The sequence below is a fragment of the Kitasatospora sp. NBC_01287 genome (assembly GCF_026340565.1).
GTDB lineage: Bacteria > Actinomycetota > Actinomycetes > Streptomycetales > Streptomycetaceae > Kitasatospora.
On the sequence record NZ_JAPEPB010000001.1, the window covers coordinates 3,779,306 to 3,798,316 of the forward strand.

Here is a 19,011-nt window from a genome sequence, read left to right on the forward strand (position 1 = left end):
TTTTTGCCCCCTGCCTCGCGCTACCAGCCTGCCACGCTCGCGCCCCTGGTCCGCTCCCGTGCGCCGGTCCAGGATATATGGCATGTACAGATCCTAATATTCGAAAATGTGATCGACTGCCGCCCGCTTCATTCTCGATTCGCTTCCTTCCCCGGCAATTCCTGCTCGAACCAGACCACTTTGCCCATTCCCTCGGCGCGCGCCCCCCAACGCAGGGCCAGCCTGCGCACCAGCTCCAGGCCTCGACCACCCTCGTCGGCCGCCGCCGCGTGCCGCTCCCTCGGCGGGTCGGGCAGCGGGTCGGAGATCTCCACCAGCAGGGTCTCGCCCAGCGTGAGCCGCACCCCGATCGGCGCGCTCGCGTACCGCACCGAGTTGGTGACCAGCTCGCTGACCAGCAGCTCGGCGGTGTCGGTCAGCTCCTCCATGCCCCACTCCTGGAGCGCGCCACGGACCAGCCGGCGGGCCCGGGAGACCGCGGTGGGCTCGGCCGGCAGCGTCCAGCCGACCGTGCGCGCGCCGTCCTCGCCGCGACCGAGGCGGGCCAGCAGCAGGGCCACGTCATCGGGCTCGCGACCCTGCTCCATGGTGTCCAGCACCGCCTCGCAGGCGTGCTGGATCGACCCGTACGGCTTCTCCAGCACCGCCTGCAGCCGTCCGAGGCCGACGTCCAGGTCCTTGTCCCGGGACTCGACCAGCCCGTCGGTGCAGAGCGCCAGCACGCTGCCCTCCGGGATCCACAGCTCGACCGCCTCGAACGGCACGCCGCCGACCCCGAGCGGGGCGCCCGAGGGCAGGTCGAGCACCTGGCCCTCGCCGCCGGGCAGCGGGCCGCCGGTGCGGGCCGGCCCCGGCGTCGGCGGGCGGATCAGCACCGGCGGGATGTGGCCCGCCTTGGCCACCGTCAGCAGCGCGGTGGCCGGGTCGTAGACCGCGTAGACGCAGGTGGCCAGCAGCGCCTCGTCCGGCCCCTGGGCCAGGTCGTCGGCCAGCTCGTGGACGTGGCGCAGCAGCACGTCGGGCGGCAGGTCCAGGGCCGCCAGCACCCGCACGGCGGTGCGCAGCCGGCCCATCGTGGCGGCCGCCCGCAGGCCGTGGCCCATCACGTCGCCGACCACCAGCGCGGTGCGGTCGCCGGGCAGCGGGATGACGTCGAACCAGTCGCCGCCGACCTCGGTGCCGCTGCTGCCCGGCACGTAGCGGTAGGCGACCTCGACGCCCGTGGGCTGCGGCACCTGCTGCGGCAGCAGGGTGCGCTGCAGGGTGAGCGCGGCGGTGCGCTCGCGGACGTAGAGCCGGGCATTGTCCAGCGAGCTGCCGGCCCGGTCGGCGAGCTCCACCGAGAAGGCCAGGTCGTCCCGGTCGAAGCCCTCGCGGCGGCCGGCCCGGCTGAGCACCAGCAGGCCGATCACGATCCCGCGGGCGCGCAGCGGGACCACCAGCATCGAGTGCGTGCCGAGTGACAGCGCGGCCTGCACCTTGGGATCACCCGGATAGGTGGCCTCCTCCAACTCATCCGCACCGGAGAGAAGTTCGGGCACACCGGTGCGCAGCACCCGGCCGTAGCAGGACTCCTCGGCGAAGCTGACCCGGGCGCCCCTGCGCAGCATCACCTCCACCTCCTCACCGTCCTGGGTGGCCGCCACCCCGAGCTGCAGCAGCGAGGTTCGCCGGTCGTGGCCGTGCCGGGGCAGGTCGTCGCCGTGCGCCACCGCCTGCAGCAGGATCGCCGCCGCGAAGTCGGCCAGCCGCGGCACCACCGCGCTGGCCAGCTCCTGGGCGATCCGGGCGGCGTCCAGCAGGTCGCCGATCCGCGAGCCGAACTCGTTGAGCAGGGCGAGCCGGCGGCGGGCGTGCTCGACCTTGGCCACCGCCCGGTACCGCTCGGTCACGTCCATCACGGTGCCGGAGATGCCCAGCACCCGCCCGCCGCGGTCGGTGAGCCGGCTGTAGGAGATCGAGCGGTAGCCGGTGCGCGCCGCGGTGCTCGGCGCGGCCAGCGTCACGTCGATCACCGACTCACCGGTGGCCAGCACCTGACGCTGGATCACACTGATCTCGTCGGCCGCCCGTTCGGGCAGCGTCTCGCCGGTGGTGCGCCCCACGTGCTCCTCGGCGGCCACGCCGTTCATCTCCGCCAGCGTCTGGTTGACCGCGGTGTAGCGCAGGTCGGTGTCCAGCACCGCGATGCCGAGCGCGGACTGCTCGAAGAGCGCGTCGCGCACCGCCAGGTCGCGCTCCACGGCCTGCAGGGTGCGCGCCTCGGCCAGCGCGACCAGCAGGAACGGGGTGCCGTCACCGTCCACCAGGAGCGAGACCCGGGCCTCCACCGGCACCTTGGGGCCGTCCCGGTGGTGCAGCTGGGTCAGACCCTGCCAGCCGCCGGTGCGCACCGCCGTGCGCATCGCCTCGCGGGCGTCGGCGACCCGCCGCTCGTCCACCATCAGCTCGTCGATCCGGCGGCCCACCAGCACCTCGCTGGGCCAGCCGAGCAGTTCCTCGGCCGCCGGGCTCCAGAGCACCACCCGCCCGGCCGTGTCGAGCATCGCGATGGCGACCTTGACCATGTCGAAGAGGCTGCCCTGGGTGTGCTCGCCGGACGGGTGGTCGCGGCCGGGGGCAGCCGGCGTGGCGACCGCCGGTCCGGCGCCGGGGAACGGCTCGACGGGGGAGCCGCGGTGGGCGGCGGACCCGGCGGCGGGCGCGCCGGCGACCGGCGGGGGCGACGGATCGGGGGCAGTGGCCCGGGTGGTGGTGGACCGCGCGGTGGTGGCCCGGGCGGTGGGGGCGGAGCCGCCGGGTGGGGCGCCGGCCCGCAGCCGTGCGCGGGCGGCCGCGCCGCCCGTCCGCGCGGGGTGGGGCCGCGCCCGCCCGCCGCTACCCCTGCTGGTCACCGACGAGGCCTCCCAAGGACCGGCGCGGACGGTCCGCGGCCGACTCACCGAACGTGCCGGCAGCACCGGACGCACGGGCTGCACCAGGCGTACCTGCTGCACCAAGCGTCACAGCTCATGCCGAACTGTGACATACCCCGGCATTCCCCTTGCTATCCGCGCGTTCGGGTCATCTTTTCCGATCGGCCTATGACGGGATCGACCTGGCGCCCAGGAAACGCCGAGGTCACCGGCTCACAGCGCGTCAGGCGCCCCGAGCAGCGCGGCGACCTGCGGCAGCACCGCGCGGTCGTGCTCCAGCCAGTCGACCGCCGACAGCTCGTCAGGTCCCAGCCAACGCAGTTCCGAGTGGTCCTCCAGCGGCCGCGGTTCACCGTCCAGCAGCTCGGCCGTCCAGATCCGCAGCACCAGTCCGGCCCGCACCGGCCACTCCCCCGCCAGTCGGCGCACCGCCCGGGCCCGCACGCCCAGCTCCTCCAGGAGCTCGCGCTCCAGCGCCTCCTGCTGGCTCTCCCCGGGTTCGGCCTTGCCGCCGGGGAACTCCCAGCGCCCCGCCACCTCGGGCGGCGCGCTGCGGCGGGCGGCCAGCACTCGGCCCTGGTGGATCAACGCGCCGCCGACCACGATCCGGTTCTCCATGGCCGCGAGCCTATGACCTGGCCTGCCGTCCGCGCCGCGGGCGCCCGGCTGCGCCGCGCCGGGCCCGGCTCGGTGGGGGTCGAGTCGGGCCCGGGGCGGTGCCGGCCGTCCCTGGCCAGAGGCTAGGGACGGCCCGCTAACGGGAGGTTCGGACAAGGTTTCGACGCTGTCACGTGCCCGGGCACCGGGTTAACGCCGGGTAAGGCACGGGGGCCGCGGCCCATGGGGGCGACCCGCCGCCGACCGGCTGGTTCGTATCCGACGTTGATCGGCCGACACGTCTCCCGCGCCGGCTGACGGCCACCGATTCGCATGCTGCCCCCGTTCGCCCCCGTCCGGTCGGCACGTGCGCGATCCGACGCCGCACGTACGACTATCGCAAGGGTGGACCGGCGCTCGCCGCCGCGCAAGGTGCTGACGAATACGGGTCCGCGCCGGGGCGGGCGGTACGCACTGTGCGAGGTCCGGCCGGGGCGGGCGGGGCCGGACACGGCGGGTGCGCGGTGGTGGTGGGCGGCGGCGACGGTGGTGGGCGGCGGCGGTGGGCGGCGGCTCAGCCGCGGGCCAGCACCTCCCCGTGCAGCACCGCGAACCAGCCGTCCGGCTCCACCGTCCAGCGCCGCCAGGCCTCGGCGATCGCGGCCAGTTCGGCGGCGTCGGCGAAGCCGTGCTCCAGCGCCGTGGCGGCCAGGCCGGAGCTCTCGGTCCGGTCCGCCCAGGACTCGCCCCACCACAGCCGCTCACCGGGCGTCGCGTACGTCCAGCTGGAGCTCGACGCGGTCACCTCGGTGAAGCCCGCCGCCCGCGCCCAGGACAGCAGCCGGCGTCCGGCGTCCGGCTCGCCGCCGTTGGCCCGCGCGGTGCGCCGGTACAGCGCCAGCCAGGCGGCCAGTTCCGGCCGCTCGGGGTACCAGGTCATCGCCTCGTAGTCGGCGTCCCGCGCGGCCACCACACCGCCGGGCGCCACCACCCGGCGCAGCTCGCGCAGCGCGGCGACCGGGTCCGCCACGTGCTGCAGCACCTGGTGGGCGTGGACCACGTCGAAGGCCCCGTCCGGGTAGGTCAGCCGGTGGATGTCGCCGACCGCGAACTCGATGTTGGTCAGGCCACGCCCGGCCACGTGGGCCGCGGCCTGCTCCAGCACCTGGGCCGAACTGTCCACCGCCACCACCCTGCCGGTCGGCCCCACCAGCTCGGCCAGGTCGGCGGTGATCGTGCCGGGTCCGCAGCCGATGTCCAGCACCACCTGCCCGGCCCGCAGCTCGGGCAGCAGATAGGCGGCGGAGTTGGCGGCGGTGCGCGAGCGGTGCGAGCGCAGCACCGCGTCCTGGTGGCCGTGCGTGTAGACCGTCTGATGGTCGGTCATAGCTGGTGCCTCCGGGCTTCGAACGGGTTCGGGAGAGTCACCCGAACGGGTTTCGGCAGTGCCCGGAGCCTAGCGACTGTCTCACTGGTCAAGAAGATGGATCTCAGCATTCAAGACTCAGGGAAAAGCCCTTCGCCCTCGCCCGAGGTGAGCAAATAATCGGGCCATGGGAAAGAGCTATGAACGGATCGACGGCAGGCTGCGCTCGTTCATCGAAGCCCAGCCGATCTTCTTCACCGCCACCGCGCCGCTCGCCGGCGACGGCCACGTGAACCTCTCCCCCAAGGGCCGCGCCGGCACCCTGGCGGTCCTGGACGAACTCACCCTGGCCTACCTGGACTTCGGCGGCAGCCACGCCGAGACCATCGCCCACCTGCGCGAGAACGGCCGGATCACGCTGATGTGGTGCGCCTTCACCGGGCCGCCCACCGTGGTGCGGGTGCACGGCCGCGGCGAGCCGGTCTTCCGCGACGATCCGCGGTTCGGCGAGCTGCTGGGCCACTTCGCGCCGGAGGCGGACGGCTCGGGGCTGCGCGCGATCGTGCTGGTGCGCGCCGAGCGGATCAGCGACTCCTGCGGCTTCGCGGTCCCGTACCTGGAGTACCGCGAGGACCGCTCGCTGCTGCGGGACTACTTCGACCGCAAGACCGACGAGGAGTTCGCCGAGTACTGCGCCAGGAAGGAGTACGTGGGCGCCAGCGTGGACGGGCTGCCCGGCCTGCCGCTGCCGCTGCCGCCCCGCCCGTAGCCGGGCGGCCGCAGCGGGCGCGTACGGCGGGGCACGTACGGTGGGGGCATGCCCGCCCGCCCCCATGTGCTGCTCAGCGCCGCGATGTCGATCGACGGCTACCTGGACGACTCCTCCCCCGAGCGCCTGCTGCTCTCCAACGCCGCCGACTTCGACCGGGTGGACCAGCTGCGCGCCGACTGCGACGCGATCCTGGTGGGATCCACCACGCTGCGCCGTGACAATCCCCGGCTGCTGGTCAACGCCCCCGGCCGGCGCGCTGCCCGGGTGGCCGCCGGGCGCCCCGCCCACCCGCTCAAGGTGACCCTCAGCGCGGGCGGCGACCTCGCTCCCGAGCTGCGGTTCTGGCACACCGGCGGGCAGCGGCTGGCGTACACCACCGACGCGGCGGCGCCCGGGCTGCGCGAGCGGCTGGCCGGCCTCGCGGAGGTCGCGGCGCTCGGCTCCCGGGTGGCGCTCGGCGCGCTGCTGGACGACCTCGGCCGGCGCGGGGTGGCCCGGCTGCTGGTGGAGGGCGGCGGCTCGGTGCACACCCAGTTCCTCGCCGCCGGGCTGGCCGACGAGCTGCGGCTGGCCGTCGCCCCGCTGCTGGTCGGCCAGGCCGCGGCACCCCGCTTCGTCAACCCGGCCGACTTCCCCGGCGGCAGCACCCGACGGCTGCGGCTGCTCGGCGCCGAGGCCGTCGGAGACGTCGTCGTGCTCCGCTACGCCCCCAAGGAGTCCGCGTGAACGACCACGACCCGACCACCCACGACCCGGCCACCCACGACGCGGTCACCCACGACCTGGCCTTCCTGACCCGGGCCGTCGAGTTGTCGCGGCGGTGCCCGCCCTCGGCGAGCGCCTTCTCGGTCGGCGCGGTGATCGTCGACGCGGACGGCACCGTGCTGGCCGAGGGGTACAGCCGCGAGGGCGACCCGGTCGCGCACGCCGAGGAGTCCGCGCTCGGCAAGCTGCCGGCCGGCGACCCGCGGCTGCGCACCGCCACCCTGTACAGCTCGCTGGAGCCGTGCAGCCGCCGCGCCTCGCGCCCGCACCCGTGCGCCGACCTGGTGCTGGCCGCCGGGATCCCGCGGGTGGTGGTGGCCTGGCGGGAGCCCGACCTGTTCGTCACCGGCTGCGAGGGGATCGACCGGCTCACCACGGCCGGGGTCGAGGTGGTGGAGCTGCCGGAGCTGGCGGGGGCCGCCCGCGAGGTCAACCGGCACCTTTTGTATCCTGGGGGAACATAAGGCTTCACCTCCGCCTCCACACCCCCCGAGGAGCCCCGGCATGACCGTCGCTACCGAGCTCTCCGTACGCGCCCTGCTGCTGGACATGGACGGGACCCTGGTCGACTCGGACGCCGTGGTGGAGCGCTGCTGGCGGCGCTGGGCGGCCGAGCACGACCTGGACGCCGACCACGTGATGTCCGTGGTGCACGGCCGCCAGGGCCACCTGAGCATGGCGATCCTGCTGCCCGAGCGCCCGGTCGAGGAGAACCTCGCCGAGAACGCGGCGATGCTCGCCGCGGAGACCGCCGACACCGAGGGCGTGGTCGAGGTGCCCGGCGCCGCCGCCTTCCTGGCCGCCCTGGCCGGCCACCCGCACGCGTTGGTCACCTCCGCCGACCGCGCGCTCGCCCGCACCCGGATGGCCGCCGCGGGCCTGCCGATGCCCGCGCTCGCCGTCACCGCCGAGTCGGTCAGCGCCAGCAAGCCCGACCCGGAAGGCTTCCTCAAGGCCGCCGCCGAGCTGGGCATCGACCCGGCCGACTGCCTGGTCTTCGAGGACTCCGGCGCCGGCATCGCGGCCGCCCGCGCCGCCGGCATGCGGGTGGTCGGCGTCGGCCCGCGCGCCGCGGCCCACGGCCCCACGGCGCTCGTGGCGACCCTGGAGCAGGTCCGACTCGCCCCGGGCCCCGACGGCACGGTGCTGGTCCGGCTCACCGCCTGACGCCACACTGGGTCCGTGCCCAGCTCCGTCCGCACCCGCCGGATCTACGACCCGCCCGAGCCCTCGGACGGCCACCGCGTCCTGGTCGACCGGCTCTGGCCGCGCGGCGTCAGCAAGGAGCGCGCCGCCCTGGCCGAGTGGGCCAGGGACCTGGCGCCCTCCGACGAGCTGCGCCGCTGGTTCCACGCCGCCCCCGAGGAGCGGGCCGCGGACTTCGCCCACCGCTACCGCACCGAACTCGACACCCCCGAGGCCCGCGCCCGCCTCACCGCCCTGGCCGCTCTCGCCGCTCACGCCCCGCTCACCCTGCTCACGGCCAACCGCGACCCGGCGGGCGGTCACGTGCGGGTGCTGGTCGAACTGCTGACGGGGTGACCTACGGCCGAGACGTCGGCCCGGCCGACTTCCGCGACGCCGGCGAGGCCCGCACTCCAGCCCCCTTCCGGCTCGCACGTTCGACCAGCACGGGTTCGCATGGCGAATCCGGCAGCCGGCATCCCCATCGAGGACGTCATGAGGGAGACACTGGCGCGCGATGAGTGAGTTCCGGACCGTCTTCCGACCCGAGGCTCAGGCCGAACTCCGGAAGATCCCTCGCGACATGGCGCTGCGCATCCTGGCCAAGCTGACCGAGTTGGAGGCCGACCCCCTCGGCTTCAACACCACTGCGCCGGTGTCCCAGCCCGAGCGTGCCCGCCTACGCGTCGGCGACCACCGCGTCGTCTACACGATCGACGACGGTGAACTGGTGGTATGGGTCGTCCACGTGGGGCATCGGTCCACCGTTCACGAGACCGGATGACCACTGACCCAGCGCCAGACCATCCAGCACCCGTCCAGCACGGTGGGACGACGTTCGGCGGCGGACGATCAGTAGTGGTACCGGGCGGCGAGGATGATGATCTCCTCGTCCGTGACCAGGTAGACGAGGCGGTGCTCGTCATCGATCCGCCGTGACCAGGCCCCCGGCAGGTGATACTTCAGCGGCTCCGGCTTGCCGATGCCCGTGAAGGGGTCACGTCCGACGTCCTCGATGAGCTTGTTGATCCGGGCGAGCATCTTGCGGTCGTTCTTGAGCCAGGACGCGCAGTCCTCCCAGCCCTGCTCCTCGAAGACGAGCCTCACGCGGCGCCCTTCCCCACATCTGCCGCGTCGGGGTCGATCAGCTCGCGTTCGGAGAGTCCGATACCACTGAGGGCGTTCTCGTACGCCTTGAGCAGGCGGCGGGCGTTCGCCGGCGAGCGCAAAAGGTAGGAACCTTCACGCAGGGCGGCGTAGTCCTCCGAGGAGACGAGTACGGCATTCCCGTGCTTGGAGACGATCTCGATGGCTTCGTGGTCGTCATTGACCTTCTTGATCAGTGGAAAGAGCTCCTTGCGGGCCTCGCTCGCAGTGATCGACATGACATGAACCCCTTCGGAGAGTGGTACCGAATAACGTACCACTCCCATGGGTGGCCAGCCGAGTGAAGGCCGAAACGGTCCAGGCTGACCCGCACCCGACAGGAGGCCGCCGGCCGCCGGCTCCGGCGCGGCATCGGCGAAGCACGGACTCCGCACGGCCAGACACAACAGCCCGACCTGCCACCAGGCAGGTCGGGCCGGACTTCTGACACATAGTCAGACGTTGAAGCGGAACGGATGACGGCCGAACCTAACCCCCGGAGAGCGGCCGATCATGCCGCCGACCAGGCATTTCCGAGTTGGTGAGCGACGGCACACGACGGTCGCGATCGAGCGTTCTGCGGACTATCTGCGGACCGGCAGCGCCCTGGCCCCGGAAGAGGCCGCCCCGAGTCCAGGCCGCCGGCGATCCCTCCTCGCGATGCCGGTTGAGGCCGCCCCGGGCCACCGGAGGGTCGCTCGCGCCCTTGTCGCCACACAAGTACGGGCGTACAGTTTCTTGTACCTACTGGAGGAGTCGAGTCATGAAGACAATGACCTACTCGGAGTCCCGCGCCCGCTACGCCGAGGTGCTCAATGCGGTCACGGATGACCGCGAAGAGATAGTGATCACTCGCGCCGGACACGAACCGGTGGTCATCGTCTCTCTGGAGGACTACCAGTCCCTCAAGGAGACCGCCTACCTGCTGCGCAGCCCCGCGAACGCTCGCCGCCTCCTGGCCTCCATCGAGGAATTGGAGAACGGCGGAGGGACCGTACGGGAGCTGGCGGACCCGGAGTGAAGATCACCTTCGCCTCCCGAGCCTGGGAGGACTACCTGTGGTGGCAAGTCCAGGACCGCAAGATCCTCAAGCGGATCAACACACTCATTGCCGATGTCACGCGCAACGGCAACGAAGGGATCGGCAAACCCGAACCACTCAAGCACGGATTCCAGGGTTACTGGTCACGTCGGATCAATGACGAGCACCGCTTGATCTACAAGGTCACCGACGACTCGATCCTGATCGCCCAGTGCCGCTACCACTACGAGAATTGAGGCCGGCGACGCGGATCGTCGGCCAAGACACGACAGGCGGCTCCCCGGACCGGTTCCCGGGAAGCCGCCTGCTTGCCGCTCCAGGACAGTGCGCAACTCCGGAGCTCCGTCGGCACACCCCCGTGATCCGACCGCGAGGACCCGCACGGACCGGAGATGCCGCTCGGCCTGCTCGTAAGCAGCCCGAGCGGCATCTCCTGATGGTTCGTCACACGTTGAAGCGGAACTCCACCACGTCGCCGTCCTGCATCACGTACTCCTTGCCCTCGATCCGGGACTTGCCCTTGGCACGGGCCTCGGGGATGGAGCCGCACTCGACCAGGTCGCCGAAGGAGACGATCTCGGCCTTGATGAAGCCCTTCTGGAAGTCGGTGTGGATCACGCCGGCGGCCTCGGGGGCGGTGGCGCCCTTCTTGATGGTCCAGGCGCGCACCTCCTTGGGGCCGGCGGTGAGGTAGGTCTGCAGGCCCAGGGTGTCGAAGCCGACCCGGCCGAGGGTGGCCATGCCGGGCTCCTCCTGGCCCATCGACTGGAGCAGCTCAAGGGCGTCGGCGTCGTCCATGCCGATCAGCTCGGACTCGATCTTGGCGTTCAGGAAGATCGCCTCGGCCGGGGCGACCAGCCCGCGCAGGCTGTCCTTGAACTCCTCGTCCGTCAGCTCGTCCTCGTCCACGTTGAAGACGTAGAGGAAGGGCTTGGTGGTGAGCAGGTGCAGCTCGCGGACCGAGGAGGCGTCGAAGCCGACCTCGAAGAGGGTCTTGCCGGACTCCAGCACCTTCTGCGCGGCCTCGGCGGCGGCCAGCATGGCGGCCGACTCCTTCTTGAGCCGGGCCTCCTTCTGCAGGCGGGGCAGCACCTTCTCGACCGACTGCAGGTCGGCGAGGATCAGCTCGGTGTTGATGGTCTCGATGTCGTCCTTGGGCGAGACCTTGCCGTCCACGTGGACCACATCGGGGTCGTTGAAGGCCCGGATGACCTGGCAGATCGCGTCCGACTCGCGGATGTTGGCGAGGAACTTGTTGCCCAGGCCCTCACCCTCGGAGGCGCCGCGGACGATGCCCGCGATGTCCACGAAGTCGACCGTGGCGGGCAGGATCCGCTCCGACTTGAAGATCTCGGCCAGCTTGGCCAGCCGGGCGTCCGGCACTCCGACCACGCCGACGTTCGGCTCGATGGTGGCGAACGGGTAGTTGGCCGCCAGGACGTCGTTCTTGGTCAGGGCGTTGAACAGGGTCGACTTGCCGACATTCGGCAGACCGACGATTCCGATCGTGAGCGACATGAAGCGCGATCCCGTGGGCTTGGAGGGCGTGGAGCGGCACCGTACGGGCCGACCGCCCAGTCTAACGGGGCAGGACACGCACGAGGTCTTGAGGCGTCATTACCCCGGGTGATGTTAATCGGACCGTACGTTGGGCATGTGGAGCAGAGCATCCGAACCCAGCCGCCCGGGCCCCGGCCCCGACCGCCAGCCGGCGGCGGGTCCCGCGAGGCCGCCGTTCCGGGGCCGGCCGCGCCCCGCGATGCCGTCGCCGCACGGCCCTCCAGACTCCGGCCCGCCTCCGGTGCGGGCGCCCCGCTGGCCCGGCTGCGGCAGCGGGTGGCCCGGAGCGGGGCGGGGCCGGGGGCGGGCCGACCGGCGGGGCGCCCGGCCCGGCTGACCGGGATCGGCGCCGGCGTGCTGTCGGTGCTCGGCACGCTGGCCTTCGGGTTGCTCGACCAGGCGGTCTTCGGCGGCCTGGGGCTGCTCTTCGGATTCGGCTTCGTGCTGGTCTGCTTCCAGACCGCGGTGCGGGTCCGGCTCGCCGACCTGCCGGCCGCGCCGGTCAGCGGTCCGCTCGCCTTCGCGCTGACCGTGGCGCTGCTCGACCCGGTGACCGTGCCCGGGGTGGTCGGTCAGGTGCTGGCGATCTGCACCGGGCTGGCGCTGCGGGCGGCCTGGCTCTTCACCGGGACCGGCCTGGCGGCACTGATCGTCGCCGCGCGGTTCGTCGCCCAGCGCCGGATCCGCCGCAGCCGCTGACGCAGCCTCAGCCCCCTGCCTTCCGCCCGCGACCGCCGGGCCACCAAGCAACCAGGCCACCGGGCCATCGGCCCTCAGCGTCCTGCCCTGTGCGCGGCCATCGCCGCACCGACGATCCCGGCGTCGTTGCGCAGCGCGGCCGGCACCACCTTCGCCGTCCGCTCCTTGAGCAGCGGCAGGAACTTCTCGTGCTTGCGGCTGACACCGCCACCGATGATCACCAGTTGCGGTGAGAAGAGCCGGTCCACCAGGTCCAGGTACTCGTCCACCCGGTCCGCCCACTCGGACCAGCTCAGCTCGTGGCGCTCCCGGGCCGCGGCCGAGGCCCGCCGCTCGGCGTCCTTGCCGCGCAGCTCCAGGTGGCCCAGCTCGGTGTTGGGCACCAGCGCCCCGTCCACGAAGAGCGCGCTGCCGATCCCGGTCCCGAAGGTCAGCACCAGCACCACGCCCGACTCGCCGCGGCCCGCGCCGTGCGCGACCTCCGCCAGGCCCGCCGCGTCCGCGTCGTTGAGCACGGTGGCGGGCAGGTCCAGCGCCTCCCGGAACAGGCCCTCGGCGTCGAGCCCGATCCAACCCTGGTCCACGTTGGCGGCGGTCCTGGTGTGCCCGCCCACCACCACGCCGGGGAAGGTCAGGCCGACCGGCCCCTGGTGGTCGAAGTGCTCGACCACCTCCTTGACCGCGGCCACCACCGACTCCGGCGAGGCCGGGTGCGGGGTGAGCACCTTGTGCCGGGGCACCGCGAGCTCGCCGCGCACCAGGTCCACCGGGGCGCCCTTGATACCCGAACCGCCGATGTCCACGCCGAACACTTCGGTTTCCGCCACGTCGAGCCTCCTTGGCAAAAGATCAGCGAACGGGACCAGCCGACCTTCACGGTACGAGAGACAACGGGCGAAAGCAGCTCGGAAGCTGCCACAGCATCAGCGGCATCGGCCCGCGCGCGGGCGTCAGAGCTTGCCGGCCGCCTCGGCGCGAAGGTCGCGGCGCAGCTCCTTGGGCAGCGAGAAGGTCAGCGTCTCCTCGGCCGTGCGAACCACCTGGACGTCCTCGAAACCGCGCTCGGCCAGCCAGGCCAGCACGCCCTGGACCAGGATCTCCGGCACCGAGGCGCCGCTGGTCACGCTGACCGTGGTGACGCCCGCCAGCCAGGCCTCCTGAAGCTCCTCGGCGAAGTCCACCAGGTGCGCGGCCTTGGCGCCGTACTCCAGGCCGACCTCGACCAGGCGCACCGAGTTGGAGGAGTTCTTGGAGCCCACCACGATCAGCAGGTCGGTCTCGGGGGCGATCTGCTTGACCACCACCTGGCGGTTCTGGGTCGCGTAGCAGATGTCGTCGCTGGGCGGGGAGACCAGCAGCGGGAAGCGCTTCTTCAGCTCGCCGACGGTGGCCATGGTCTCGTCCACCGAGAGCGTGGTCTGGGAGAGCCAGACCACCTTGGACTCGTCGCGCACCTCCACGTTGGCCACGTCCTCGGGGCCGTCCACCAGGTGGATCCGCTCCGGGGCCTCGCCCATGGTGCCGACCACCTCCTCGTGGCCCTCGTGGCCCACCAGCAGGATGTCGTAGTCCTCGTCGGCGAACCGGACGGCCTCCTTGTGCACCTTGGTCACCAGGGGGCAGGTGGCGTCGATGGTGGCGAGCTTGCCGGCCTTCGCCTCGTCGTGCACCGAGGGCGCCACGCCGTGCGCGGAGAAGACCACGATCGAGCCCTCGGGCACCTCCTCCGTCTCGTCGACGAAGATCGCGCCCTGCTTCTCCAGCGTCTGCACGACGTACTTGTTGTGGACGATCTGCTTGCGGACGTAGATCGGCGCCCCGTACTGCTCCAGGGCCTTCTCCACGGCGATGACTGCGCGGTCGACGCCCGCGCAGTAGCCCCGGGGGGCGGCGAGCAGGACGCGGCGCTGAGCGGTGGTCGACATGGCCCCTATGGTACGGGCGGGCACGGCGCCGGGTGCGCCGCACCGAAAAGGCCGTGGCGTGCGGACCGGACAGTGCGTCAGGTGTTCAAATCTGAAGAATGAACGATCCAGCGGAGCCGAGCGGCCTGCGGCGCAGTCTCGGACTGCGCGACCTGGTGGTCTACGGACTGCTCTTCATCGCGCCGATGGCCCCGGTGGGCGTCTTCGGCGTGCTGGACGCCAAGAGCCGCGGGGCGGTGGCCGCGGTCTACCTGGCGGCCACGGTGGCGATGGGGTTCACCGCCTTCTCGTACGCGCAGATGGTCCGCGCGGTGCCGCGCACCGGCTCGGTCTTCGCCTACGCCAGGGCCGGGCTGGGCGAGCGCACCGGCTTCATCGCCGGCTGGCTGGCGATGCTCGACTACCTGCTGATCCCGGCGGTGGCCTACCTCTTCTCCGGCATCGCGCTGCACGCGCTGGTGCCCGGCGTCTCGCGCTGGGCCTGGACGGTGCTGGCGGTGCTGGTCACCACCGCGCTCAACCTGGCGGGCGTGCGCACCGCGGCGCGGGTGGGGTTCGCGGTGCTGGCGCTGGAGCTGGTGGTGCTGGCGGTCTTCGTGGCGGCGGCGCTGGTGGTGCTGGTCCGCGAAGGCGCGGCGCGGCCGCTGCTCTCCCCGCTGACCGGGGTCGGCGGCTTCTCCTCGTCCGCGGTGCTCAGCGCGGTGAGCGTGGCGGTGCTCTCCTACCTCGGGTTCGACGCGATCGCCTCCTTCGTGGAGGAGGCGGTGGGTGCCTCCCGGGCGGTGGCCCGGGCGGTGCTGCTCTGCCTGGTGCTGGCCGGGGTGCTCTTCGTCGCGCAGACCTACCTGGCGGCGCTGCTGGAGCCGCTCACCCCCGAGCAGCTGGCCCGGCAGCCGGCGGCCCAGGGCTCGGCCTTCTACGACACGGTGGAGAGCGCGGTCGGGCACTGGCTGCACACCCTGGTCGCGGCGAGCAAGGCGATCGGGGCGGCCTTCGCGGCGCTGGCCGGGCAGGCCGCGGCCGGGCGGCTGCTCTTCGCGATGGGACGCGCCGGCTGGCTGCCGCGCGCGCTGGCGGCGGTGGACCCGGACTCGGGCGTGCCGCGGCCGGCGCTGCTCAGCGCCGCGCTGGTGACGCTGGCGGCGGCGGGCTGGGCGGCCGGGCGCGCGGACGGCCTCGACCACCTGACCTCGGTGGTGGACATCGGCGCGCTGGGCGCCTTCACGCTGCTGCACGCCTCGGTGATCGGCTGGTACACCGTCAAGCAGGGCTCCCGGGACCGGGTGCGGCACCTGCTGGTGCCGGTGCTGGGCATCGCGGTGATCGTCGCGGTGGTGGTGGAGGCCTCGCACACCGCGCAGCTGGTGGGGCTGGTCTGGCTGCTGGCCGGGCTGGCGCTGGTGGCGCTGCGGCGCGGCGGTCCCGTCGTCGGCGGCGGGCGCTAGCCTCGGACGCATGGCCAACAGCAGCTCACCCGAAGCCCCGCTCCCGGTCGGCAAGGTCTCGCAGTTGATCAGCGGCTGGATCGAGCGGCTCGGCGCCGTCTGGGTGGAGGGCCAGATCACCCAGCTCAGCCGCCGGCCCGGGATGCAGTTCCTGACCCTGCGCGATGTCGAGCAGGACGTGTCGCTGGGCGTCACCTGCTTCCGCTCGGTGCTGGAGCCGCTGGCCGACACCCTGCACGAGGGCTCCCGGGTGCTGGTGCACGCCAAGCCCGAGTGGTACACCGCCCGCGGCACCCTGTCGCTGCGGGCCACCGAGATCCGCCTGGTCGGGCTGGGCGAGCTGCTGGCCCGGCTGGAACGGCTCAAGCGGCAGCTGGCGGGCGAGGGCCTGTTCGCCGCCGAGCGCAAGCGGCCGCTGCCGTTCCTGCCCGGCTGCGTGGGGCTGGTCACCGGGCGCGCCTCGGCCGCCGAACGGGACGTGCTGGAGGTGGCCAGGCGGCGCTGGCCGGCGGTCCGCTTCGAGGTGCGCAACGTGCTGGTGCAGGGCCCGCAGGCGGCCGGGCAGGTGGCGGCGGCGGTGCGCGAGCTGGACGGCCACCCCGAGGTGGACGTGATCATCGTGGCCCGCGGTGGCGGCAGCGTGGAGGACCTGCTGCCCTTCTCCGACGAGGAGCTCTGCCGCGCGGTGGCCGAGGTCCGCACGCCGGTGGTGAGCGCGATCGGGCACGAGCCGGACCAGCCGCTGCTGGACTTCGTCGCCGATCTGCGGGCCGCGACGCCCACCGACGCCGCCAAGCGGGTGGTCCCCGACGTGGGCGAGGAGCAGGCCAAGGTGCGCCAGCTGCGGGACCGGGCCCGGCGGCTGGCCACCGAGCTGGTGCGGCGCGAGGAGGCCGGGCTGGCCTCGGTGCGCGGACGGCCCTCGCTGGCCGCGCCCCACCGGCTGGTGGCCGAGCGCTCGCAGGAGCTGACCGCCCTGGTCGAGCGGGCCCGGCGGACCCTGGGCCACCGGCTGGACCGGGCCGAGTCAGACCTCGGGCACACCCTGGCCCGGGTGGTGGCGCTCTCCCCAGCCGCGACGCTGGAGCGCGGTTACGCGGTGCTCCAGCGGGCCGACGGGCAGGTGGTGACCGACCAGGCGGTGCTCGCGGCGGGCGAGCGGCTGCACGCGCGGGTCGCGGGCGGCGGCTTCGAGGTGACGGTCAGCGGGGCGACAGCTCAGGATTGAGTCCGGGATCGGGGCTCGGCGCGAGACCGGGGCTGAAGGCGGGATCGGGGCTGAAGGCGGGATCGGAACCGAGCCGGTTGCGGGAGAGCGGCACGGAGTGCTCCGCGAAGCCGAGGCTGCGGTAGAGCTGCTCGCCGCCCTCGGTGGCGTGCAGGTCGATCCGGGTCACCCGGTGCTCGTCGAACCAGGCCAGCAGCGCCTCGGTGCAGGCCCTGGCGTGGCCGCGGCGGCGGCGGGCCGGGTCGGTGCAGATGTTGAAGACGAAGCCGAAGAGCCCCTCGGGGTGCCCGGGCGCCGGCAGTCGCTGCTCCAGGGTGCCCACCGCGCAGGCGGCCAGCCGGCCCGGCGCGTCGGGGTCGTCGACGACGAAGGCGGGCATGGTGGTGGCGTGCGGGTCGGCCAACCGATCGCGCAGCAGCGCCTCGGCCCGCCCCTCCCAGGGCCCTGGCTCGGCCTGGCCCCGCATCGCCTCGAACATCAGCAGTCGCAGCCGGACCAGCTCCGGGGCGTCCTCGGGCCGTGCCTGTCGTACCTCGCTCATGGCGCCCGACAGTAGCCAGCCGGCGGCGGCGGCGCAGCTGGATTTGGCTGCGCCGCTCTGTCGGGTGCTGCCCCTACGCTGACCCCATGGCCGATGAGCAGAGCACGAGCAGCGAGAACACCGCCGAGCTGGGCTACGAGCAGGCCCGGGACGCCCTGATGGAGGTGGTCCGGCGGTTGGAGACCGGCGGCACCACGCTGGAGGAGTCGCTCGCGCTCTGGGAGCGCGGCGAGGAGCTGGCCAAGGTCTGCCAGCGCTGGCTGGACGGTGCCCGGGCCCGGCTGGAGGCCGCGCTGGCGGCCGAGCAGCGGCAGGAGCAGCCGGAGGGCGGGCCGGCCGGGGGCAAGGCCGGTGCGTGAGGTCGGCACATGAGGTCGGCACATGAGGTCGGCACAGGAGATCAGGTGCGTGAGGCAGGTCACGTGGACTTGAGGAATGGTTGAATATTCACCTATGTTGGAACACCTGAGCGGCGCTCGGCCGCCCGGTACCGATCCAGCATGAGGTGTAGCACCATGACCACCGCCAACGACGCGCTCGTCCTCGACGCCGCCGCCCAGGACCTGCTCTTCCGCGAGGCCCGCACCGCCAACACCTTCACCGAGGAGCCGGTCTCCGAGGAGCAGGTGCAGGCCATCTACGACCTGGTGAAGTACGCGCCCACCGCCTTCAACCAGCAGGCCCTGCGAGTGGTCCTGGTCCGCTCCGCCGAGGCCCGCGAGCGCCTGGTGGCGCAGATGTCGGACGGCAACAAGCCCAAGACCTCCGCCGCCCCGCTGGTCGCCATCCTGGCCGCCGACCACGAGTTCCACGAGGAGCTGCCGAGCCAGTTCCCGGCCTTCCCGCAGGCCAAGGACGTCTTCTTCAGCGAGCGTCCGGTCCGCGAGAACTCGGCCCGCTTCAACGCCGGGCTGCAGGTCGGCTACTTCATCATCGGCGTGCGCGCCGCCGGCCTGGCCGCGGGCCCGATGACCGGCTTCAACGCCGAGGGCATCAACAAGGAGTTCTTCGCCGACGGCGAGCACTCGGTGCTGGCCGTGGTGAACATCGGCAAGCCGGGCGCCGACGCCTGGTACCCGCGCTCGCCGCGCCTGGCCTACGACCAGGTCGTCACCAGCGTCTGAGCGGGGTGCCGCACTCCGGCGCAACGGCCCGGGCCCGGACTCCACTCGTGGCGAGTGGAGTCCGGGCCCGGGCCGTTCGCGTGCGCGTGCGCGTGCGCGTGCGCGTGCGGGGCTACGGCTTCAGCGCCTGCGCCAGCTCGTCCAGCTCCTGGTACGAGGCGCTGCCGGTGACCAGGGTGGTGGCCGAGTCGGCGGTCACGGTCAGGCCGCGGTAGTGGTCGCCCTGGTAGCGCGACCAGTCCTGGCCGGCGATGGTCGCGCTGCCGTCCGGCGCGTAGCCGCTGACCACGGTCTTGAGCAGGTCGTTCTTGGGCTCGTTGCTCTGCTCCACGGCCGCGTACTTGCCGTCCGGGGTGACGAAGCCCAGGTGCCAGCCGGCGTGGCCCTCGGGGTCCACGTCGTAGGTCACCGAGGTCGCCCGCCACTGGCCGGCCAACCCCTGGGGCGCCAGGATCGGGTACGGCGCGGCGCGCTTGGCCGAGGCCAGCGCCGCACTGTAGTCCACCACGCGCACCCCGTCGCCGTTCGTGCTGTGCGGGATGGTGAAGTACGCCACCAAGGCCACACCCATCACGGCGACCATCGACAGGATCATGTCCCGGACGGTCTGCCGTCCTCGTCTGCTGTTGCCTGCTGCCACCCCCACATGGTGACCCATCGTGCCGCCGCGGCTGACCGCGGGGGTCCCCGGCGAGCCCGCA

23 protein-coding genes are annotated in these 19,011 nt (G+C 72.9%); 13 read left to right on the plus strand and 10 right to left on the minus strand.

What is annotated here, in order from left to right; translation table 11 throughout:
- Nucleotides 1-128 precede the first annotated feature (128 nt).
- From OG455_RS15810 to OG455_RS15820, 3 genes are all read right to left on the minus strand, one after another.
- Nucleotides 129-2,894 (minus strand): SpoIIE family protein phosphatase, encoded by a 2,766-nt coding sequence (locus OG455_RS15810; RefSeq protein WP_266294184.1) that lies wholly within the window; start codon nucleotides 2,892-2,894, stop codon nucleotides 129-131.
- Nucleotides 2,895-3,128: 234 nt separating this feature from the next.
- Nucleotides 3,129-3,533 carry an NUDIX domain-containing protein gene (locus OG455_RS15815; RefSeq protein WP_266294186.1) on the minus strand — a complete coding sequence of 135 codons (405 nt, stop codon included), beginning with the start codon at nucleotides 3,531-3,533 and terminating at the stop codon, nucleotides 3,129-3,131.
- A 553-nt stretch (nucleotides 3,534-4,086) separates the two neighbouring features.
- The gene (locus OG455_RS15820; protein WP_266294188.1) at nucleotides 4,087-4,899 is read right to left on the minus strand and encodes a methyltransferase domain-containing protein; all 813 of its coding nucleotides are present in this window, start codon (nucleotides 4,897-4,899) and stop codon (nucleotides 4,087-4,089) included.
- 166 nt (nucleotides 4,900-5,065) lie between these two features.
- Between OG455_RS15820 and OG455_RS15825 the strand changes: the two genes are divergently transcribed.
- From OG455_RS15825 to OG455_RS15850, 6 genes are all read left to right on the plus strand, one after another.
- On the plus strand, nucleotides 5,066-5,647 hold the full coding sequence (locus tag OG455_RS15825) for a pyridoxamine 5'-phosphate oxidase family protein (protein WP_266294190.1): 582 nt from the start codon (nucleotides 5,066-5,068) through the stop codon (nucleotides 5,645-5,647).
- 48 nt (nucleotides 5,648-5,695) lie between these two features.
- Nucleotides 5,696-6,376 carry a dihydrofolate reductase family protein gene (locus OG455_RS15830; protein ID WP_266294192.1) on the plus strand — a complete coding sequence of 227 codons (681 nt, stop codon included), beginning with the start codon at nucleotides 5,696-5,698 and terminating at the stop codon, nucleotides 6,374-6,376.
- Nucleotides 6,373-6,879 carry a deaminase gene (locus tag OG455_RS15835; protein ID WP_266294193.1) on the plus strand — a complete coding sequence of 169 codons (507 nt, stop codon included), beginning with the start codon at nucleotides 6,373-6,375 and terminating at the stop codon, nucleotides 6,877-6,879. The genes OG455_RS15830 and OG455_RS15835 overlap by 4 nt, the downstream gene beginning before the upstream one ends.
- Nucleotides 6,880-6,919: 40 nt before the next feature.
- A complete protein-coding gene (locus tag OG455_RS15840; RefSeq protein ID WP_266294194.1) occupies nucleotides 6,920-7,582 on the plus strand; it encodes an HAD-IA family hydrolase in 663 nt (220 codons plus the stop codon).
- Between the two features lie 15 nt (nucleotides 7,583-7,597).
- Nucleotides 7,598-7,957, plus strand: a complete 360-nt coding sequence (locus OG455_RS15845) for a DUF488 domain-containing protein (RefSeq protein WP_266294195.1) — start codon at nucleotides 7,598-7,600, stop codon at nucleotides 7,955-7,957.
- A 160-nt stretch (nucleotides 7,958-8,117) separates the two neighbouring features.
- Nucleotides 8,118-8,384: a type II toxin-antitoxin system RelE/ParE family toxin gene (locus OG455_RS15850; RefSeq protein ID WP_266294197.1), complete on the plus strand. Its 267-nt coding sequence runs from the start codon at nucleotides 8,118-8,120 to the stop codon at nucleotides 8,382-8,384.
- A gap of 68 nt (nucleotides 8,385-8,452) precedes the next feature.
- On the opposite strand, the gene OG455_RS15855 is transcribed toward OG455_RS15850, so the two are convergent.
- The gene (locus OG455_RS15855) at nucleotides 8,453-8,707 is read right to left on the minus strand and encodes a Txe/YoeB family addiction module toxin (RefSeq protein ID WP_266294199.1); all 255 of its coding nucleotides are present in this window, start codon (nucleotides 8,705-8,707) and stop codon (nucleotides 8,453-8,455) included.
- Nucleotides 8,704-8,985 carry a type II toxin-antitoxin system Phd/YefM family antitoxin gene (locus OG455_RS15860; RefSeq protein ID WP_266294201.1) on the minus strand — a complete coding sequence of 94 codons (282 nt, stop codon included), beginning with the start codon at nucleotides 8,983-8,985 and terminating at the stop codon, nucleotides 8,704-8,706. The genes OG455_RS15855 and OG455_RS15860 overlap by 4 nt, the downstream gene beginning before the upstream one ends.
- Before the next feature lie 524 nt (nucleotides 8,986-9,509).
- On the opposite strand from OG455_RS15860, the gene OG455_RS15865 reads away from it, so the two are divergent.
- Nucleotides 9,510-9,767, plus strand: coding sequence for a type II toxin-antitoxin system Phd/YefM family antitoxin (locus OG455_RS15865; RefSeq protein WP_266294203.1), 258 nt, complete (start codon nucleotides 9,510-9,512; stop codon nucleotides 9,765-9,767).
- Nucleotides 9,764-10,024: a Txe/YoeB family addiction module toxin gene (locus tag OG455_RS15870; protein ID WP_266294205.1), complete on the plus strand. Its 261-nt coding sequence runs from the start codon at nucleotides 9,764-9,766 to the stop codon at nucleotides 10,022-10,024. The genes OG455_RS15865 and OG455_RS15870 overlap by 4 nt, the downstream gene beginning before the upstream one ends.
- Before the next feature lie 208 nt (nucleotides 10,025-10,232).
- Here OG455_RS15870 and ychF read toward each other — a convergent pair whose 3' ends face one another.
- Nucleotides 10,233-11,306 (minus strand): redox-regulated ATPase YchF, encoded by a 1,074-nt coding sequence (gene ychF / locus OG455_RS15875; RefSeq protein WP_266294207.1) that lies wholly within the window; start codon nucleotides 11,304-11,306, stop codon nucleotides 10,233-10,235.
- Nucleotides 11,307-11,444: 138 nt separating this feature from the next.
- Between ychF and OG455_RS15880 the strand changes: the two genes are divergently transcribed.
- Nucleotides 11,445-12,047: a DUF6542 domain-containing protein gene (locus OG455_RS15880; RefSeq protein ID WP_266294209.1), complete on the plus strand. Its 603-nt coding sequence runs from the start codon at nucleotides 11,445-11,447 to the stop codon at nucleotides 12,045-12,047.
- A gap of 74 nt (nucleotides 12,048-12,121) precedes the next feature.
- On the opposite strand, the gene ppgK is transcribed toward OG455_RS15880, so the two are convergent.
- Together ppgK and OG455_RS15890 are read right to left on the minus strand one after the other, a co-directional pair.
- On the minus strand, nucleotides 12,122-12,874 hold the full coding sequence (gene ppgK, locus OG455_RS15885) for a polyphosphate--glucose phosphotransferase (RefSeq protein ID WP_266294211.1): 753 nt from the start codon (nucleotides 12,872-12,874) through the stop codon (nucleotides 12,122-12,124).
- A gap of 123 nt (nucleotides 12,875-12,997) precedes the next feature.
- The gene (locus OG455_RS15890; protein WP_266294213.1) at nucleotides 12,998-13,972 is read right to left on the minus strand and encodes a 4-hydroxy-3-methylbut-2-enyl diphosphate reductase; all 975 of its coding nucleotides are present in this window, start codon (nucleotides 13,970-13,972) and stop codon (nucleotides 12,998-13,000) included.
- A gap of 98 nt (nucleotides 13,973-14,070) precedes the next feature.
- On the opposite strand from OG455_RS15890, the gene OG455_RS15895 reads away from it, so the two are divergent.
- Together OG455_RS15895 and xseA are read left to right on the plus strand one after the other, a co-directional pair.
- A complete protein-coding gene (locus OG455_RS15895) occupies nucleotides 14,071-15,417 on the plus strand; it encodes an APC family permease (RefSeq protein WP_266294215.1) in 1,347 nt (448 codons plus the stop codon).
- A 10-nt stretch (nucleotides 15,418-15,427) separates the two neighbouring features.
- Nucleotides 15,428-16,645 (plus strand): exodeoxyribonuclease VII large subunit, encoded by a 1,218-nt coding sequence (xseA, locus tag OG455_RS15900; RefSeq protein ID WP_266294217.1) that lies wholly within the window; start codon nucleotides 15,428-15,430, stop codon nucleotides 16,643-16,645.
- On the opposite strand, the gene OG455_RS15905 is transcribed toward xseA, so the two are convergent.
- Entirely contained in the window at nucleotides 16,620-17,186 is a 567-nt protein-coding gene (locus OG455_RS15905; protein WP_266294219.1) for a GNAT family N-acetyltransferase, read from the minus strand. The two genes, xseA and OG455_RS15905, sit on opposite strands and share 26 nt — an antisense overlap.
- Before the next feature lie 86 nt (nucleotides 17,187-17,272).
- On the opposite strand from OG455_RS15905, the gene OG455_RS15910 reads away from it, so the two are divergent.
- Nucleotides 17,273-17,545, plus strand: a complete 273-nt coding sequence (locus tag OG455_RS15910) for an exodeoxyribonuclease VII small subunit (RefSeq protein WP_266294221.1) — start codon at nucleotides 17,273-17,275, stop codon at nucleotides 17,543-17,545.
- Between the two features lie 156 nt (nucleotides 17,546-17,701).
- On the plus strand, nucleotides 17,702-18,310 hold the full coding sequence (locus OG455_RS15915) for a malonic semialdehyde reductase (RefSeq protein ID WP_266294223.1): 609 nt from the start codon (nucleotides 17,702-17,704) through the stop codon (nucleotides 18,308-18,310).
- A gap of 112 nt (nucleotides 18,311-18,422) precedes the next feature.
- On the opposite strand, the gene OG455_RS15920 is transcribed toward OG455_RS15915, so the two are convergent.
- Nucleotides 18,423-18,968, minus strand: a complete 546-nt coding sequence (locus OG455_RS15920; RefSeq protein WP_266294225.1) for a DUF4245 domain-containing protein — start codon at nucleotides 18,966-18,968, stop codon at nucleotides 18,423-18,425.
- Between the last annotated feature and the right edge of the window lie 43 nt (nucleotides 18,969-19,011).

Coding starts and splice junctions, on each gene's coding strand:
- OG455_RS15915 (WP_266294223.1), top strand. CDS start 17,702: ATGACCACCGCCAACGACGCGCTCGTCCTCGACGCCGCCGCCCAGGAC.
- OG455_RS15910 (WP_266294221.1), top strand. CDS start 17,273: ATGGCCGATGAGCAGAGCACGAGCAGCGAGAACACCGCCGAGCTGGGC.
- OG455_RS15860 (WP_266294201.1), bottom strand. CDS start 8,985: ATGTCGATCACTGCGAGCGAGGCCCGCAAGGAGCTCTTTCCACTGATC.
- OG455_RS15890 (WP_266294213.1), bottom strand. CDS start 13,972: ATGTCGACCACCGCTCAGCGCCGCGTCCTGCTCGCCGCCCCCCGGGGC.
- OG455_RS15865 (WP_266294203.1), top strand. CDS start 9,510: ATGAAGACAATGACCTACTCGGAGTCCCGCGCCCGCTACGCCGAGGTG.
- OG455_RS15840 (WP_266294194.1), top strand. CDS start 6,920: ATGACCGTCGCTACCGAGCTCTCCGTACGCGCCCTGCTGCTGGACATG.
- OG455_RS15895 (WP_266294215.1), top strand. CDS start 14,071: ATGAACGATCCAGCGGAGCCGAGCGGCCTGCGGCGCAGTCTCGGACTG.
- OG455_RS15815 (WP_266294186.1), bottom strand. CDS start 3,533: ATGGAGAACCGGATCGTGGTCGGCGGCGCGTTGATCCACCAGGGCCGA.
- OG455_RS15905 (WP_266294219.1), bottom strand. CDS start 17,186: ATGAGCGAGGTACGACAGGCACGGCCCGAGGACGCCCCGGAGCTGGTC.
- OG455_RS15825 (WP_266294190.1), top strand. CDS start 5,066: ATGGGAAAGAGCTATGAACGGATCGACGGCAGGCTGCGCTCGTTCATC.
- OG455_RS15820 (WP_266294188.1), bottom strand. CDS start 4,899: ATGACCGACCATCAGACGGTCTACACGCACGGCCACCAGGACGCGGTG.
- OG455_RS15850 (WP_266294197.1), top strand. CDS start 8,118: ATGAGTGAGTTCCGGACCGTCTTCCGACCCGAGGCTCAGGCCGAACTC.
- OG455_RS15920 (WP_266294225.1), bottom strand. CDS start 18,968: ATGGGTCACCATGTGGGGGTGGCAGCAGGCAACAGCAGACGAGGACGG.
- ychF (WP_266294207.1), bottom strand. CDS start 11,306: ATGTCGCTCACGATCGGAATCGTCGGTCTGCCGAATGTCGGCAAGTCG.
- OG455_RS15830 (WP_266294192.1), top strand. CDS start 5,696: ATGCCCGCCCGCCCCCATGTGCTGCTCAGCGCCGCGATGTCGATCGAC.
- xseA (WP_266294217.1), top strand. CDS start 15,428: ATGGCCAACAGCAGCTCACCCGAAGCCCCGCTCCCGGTCGGCAAGGTC.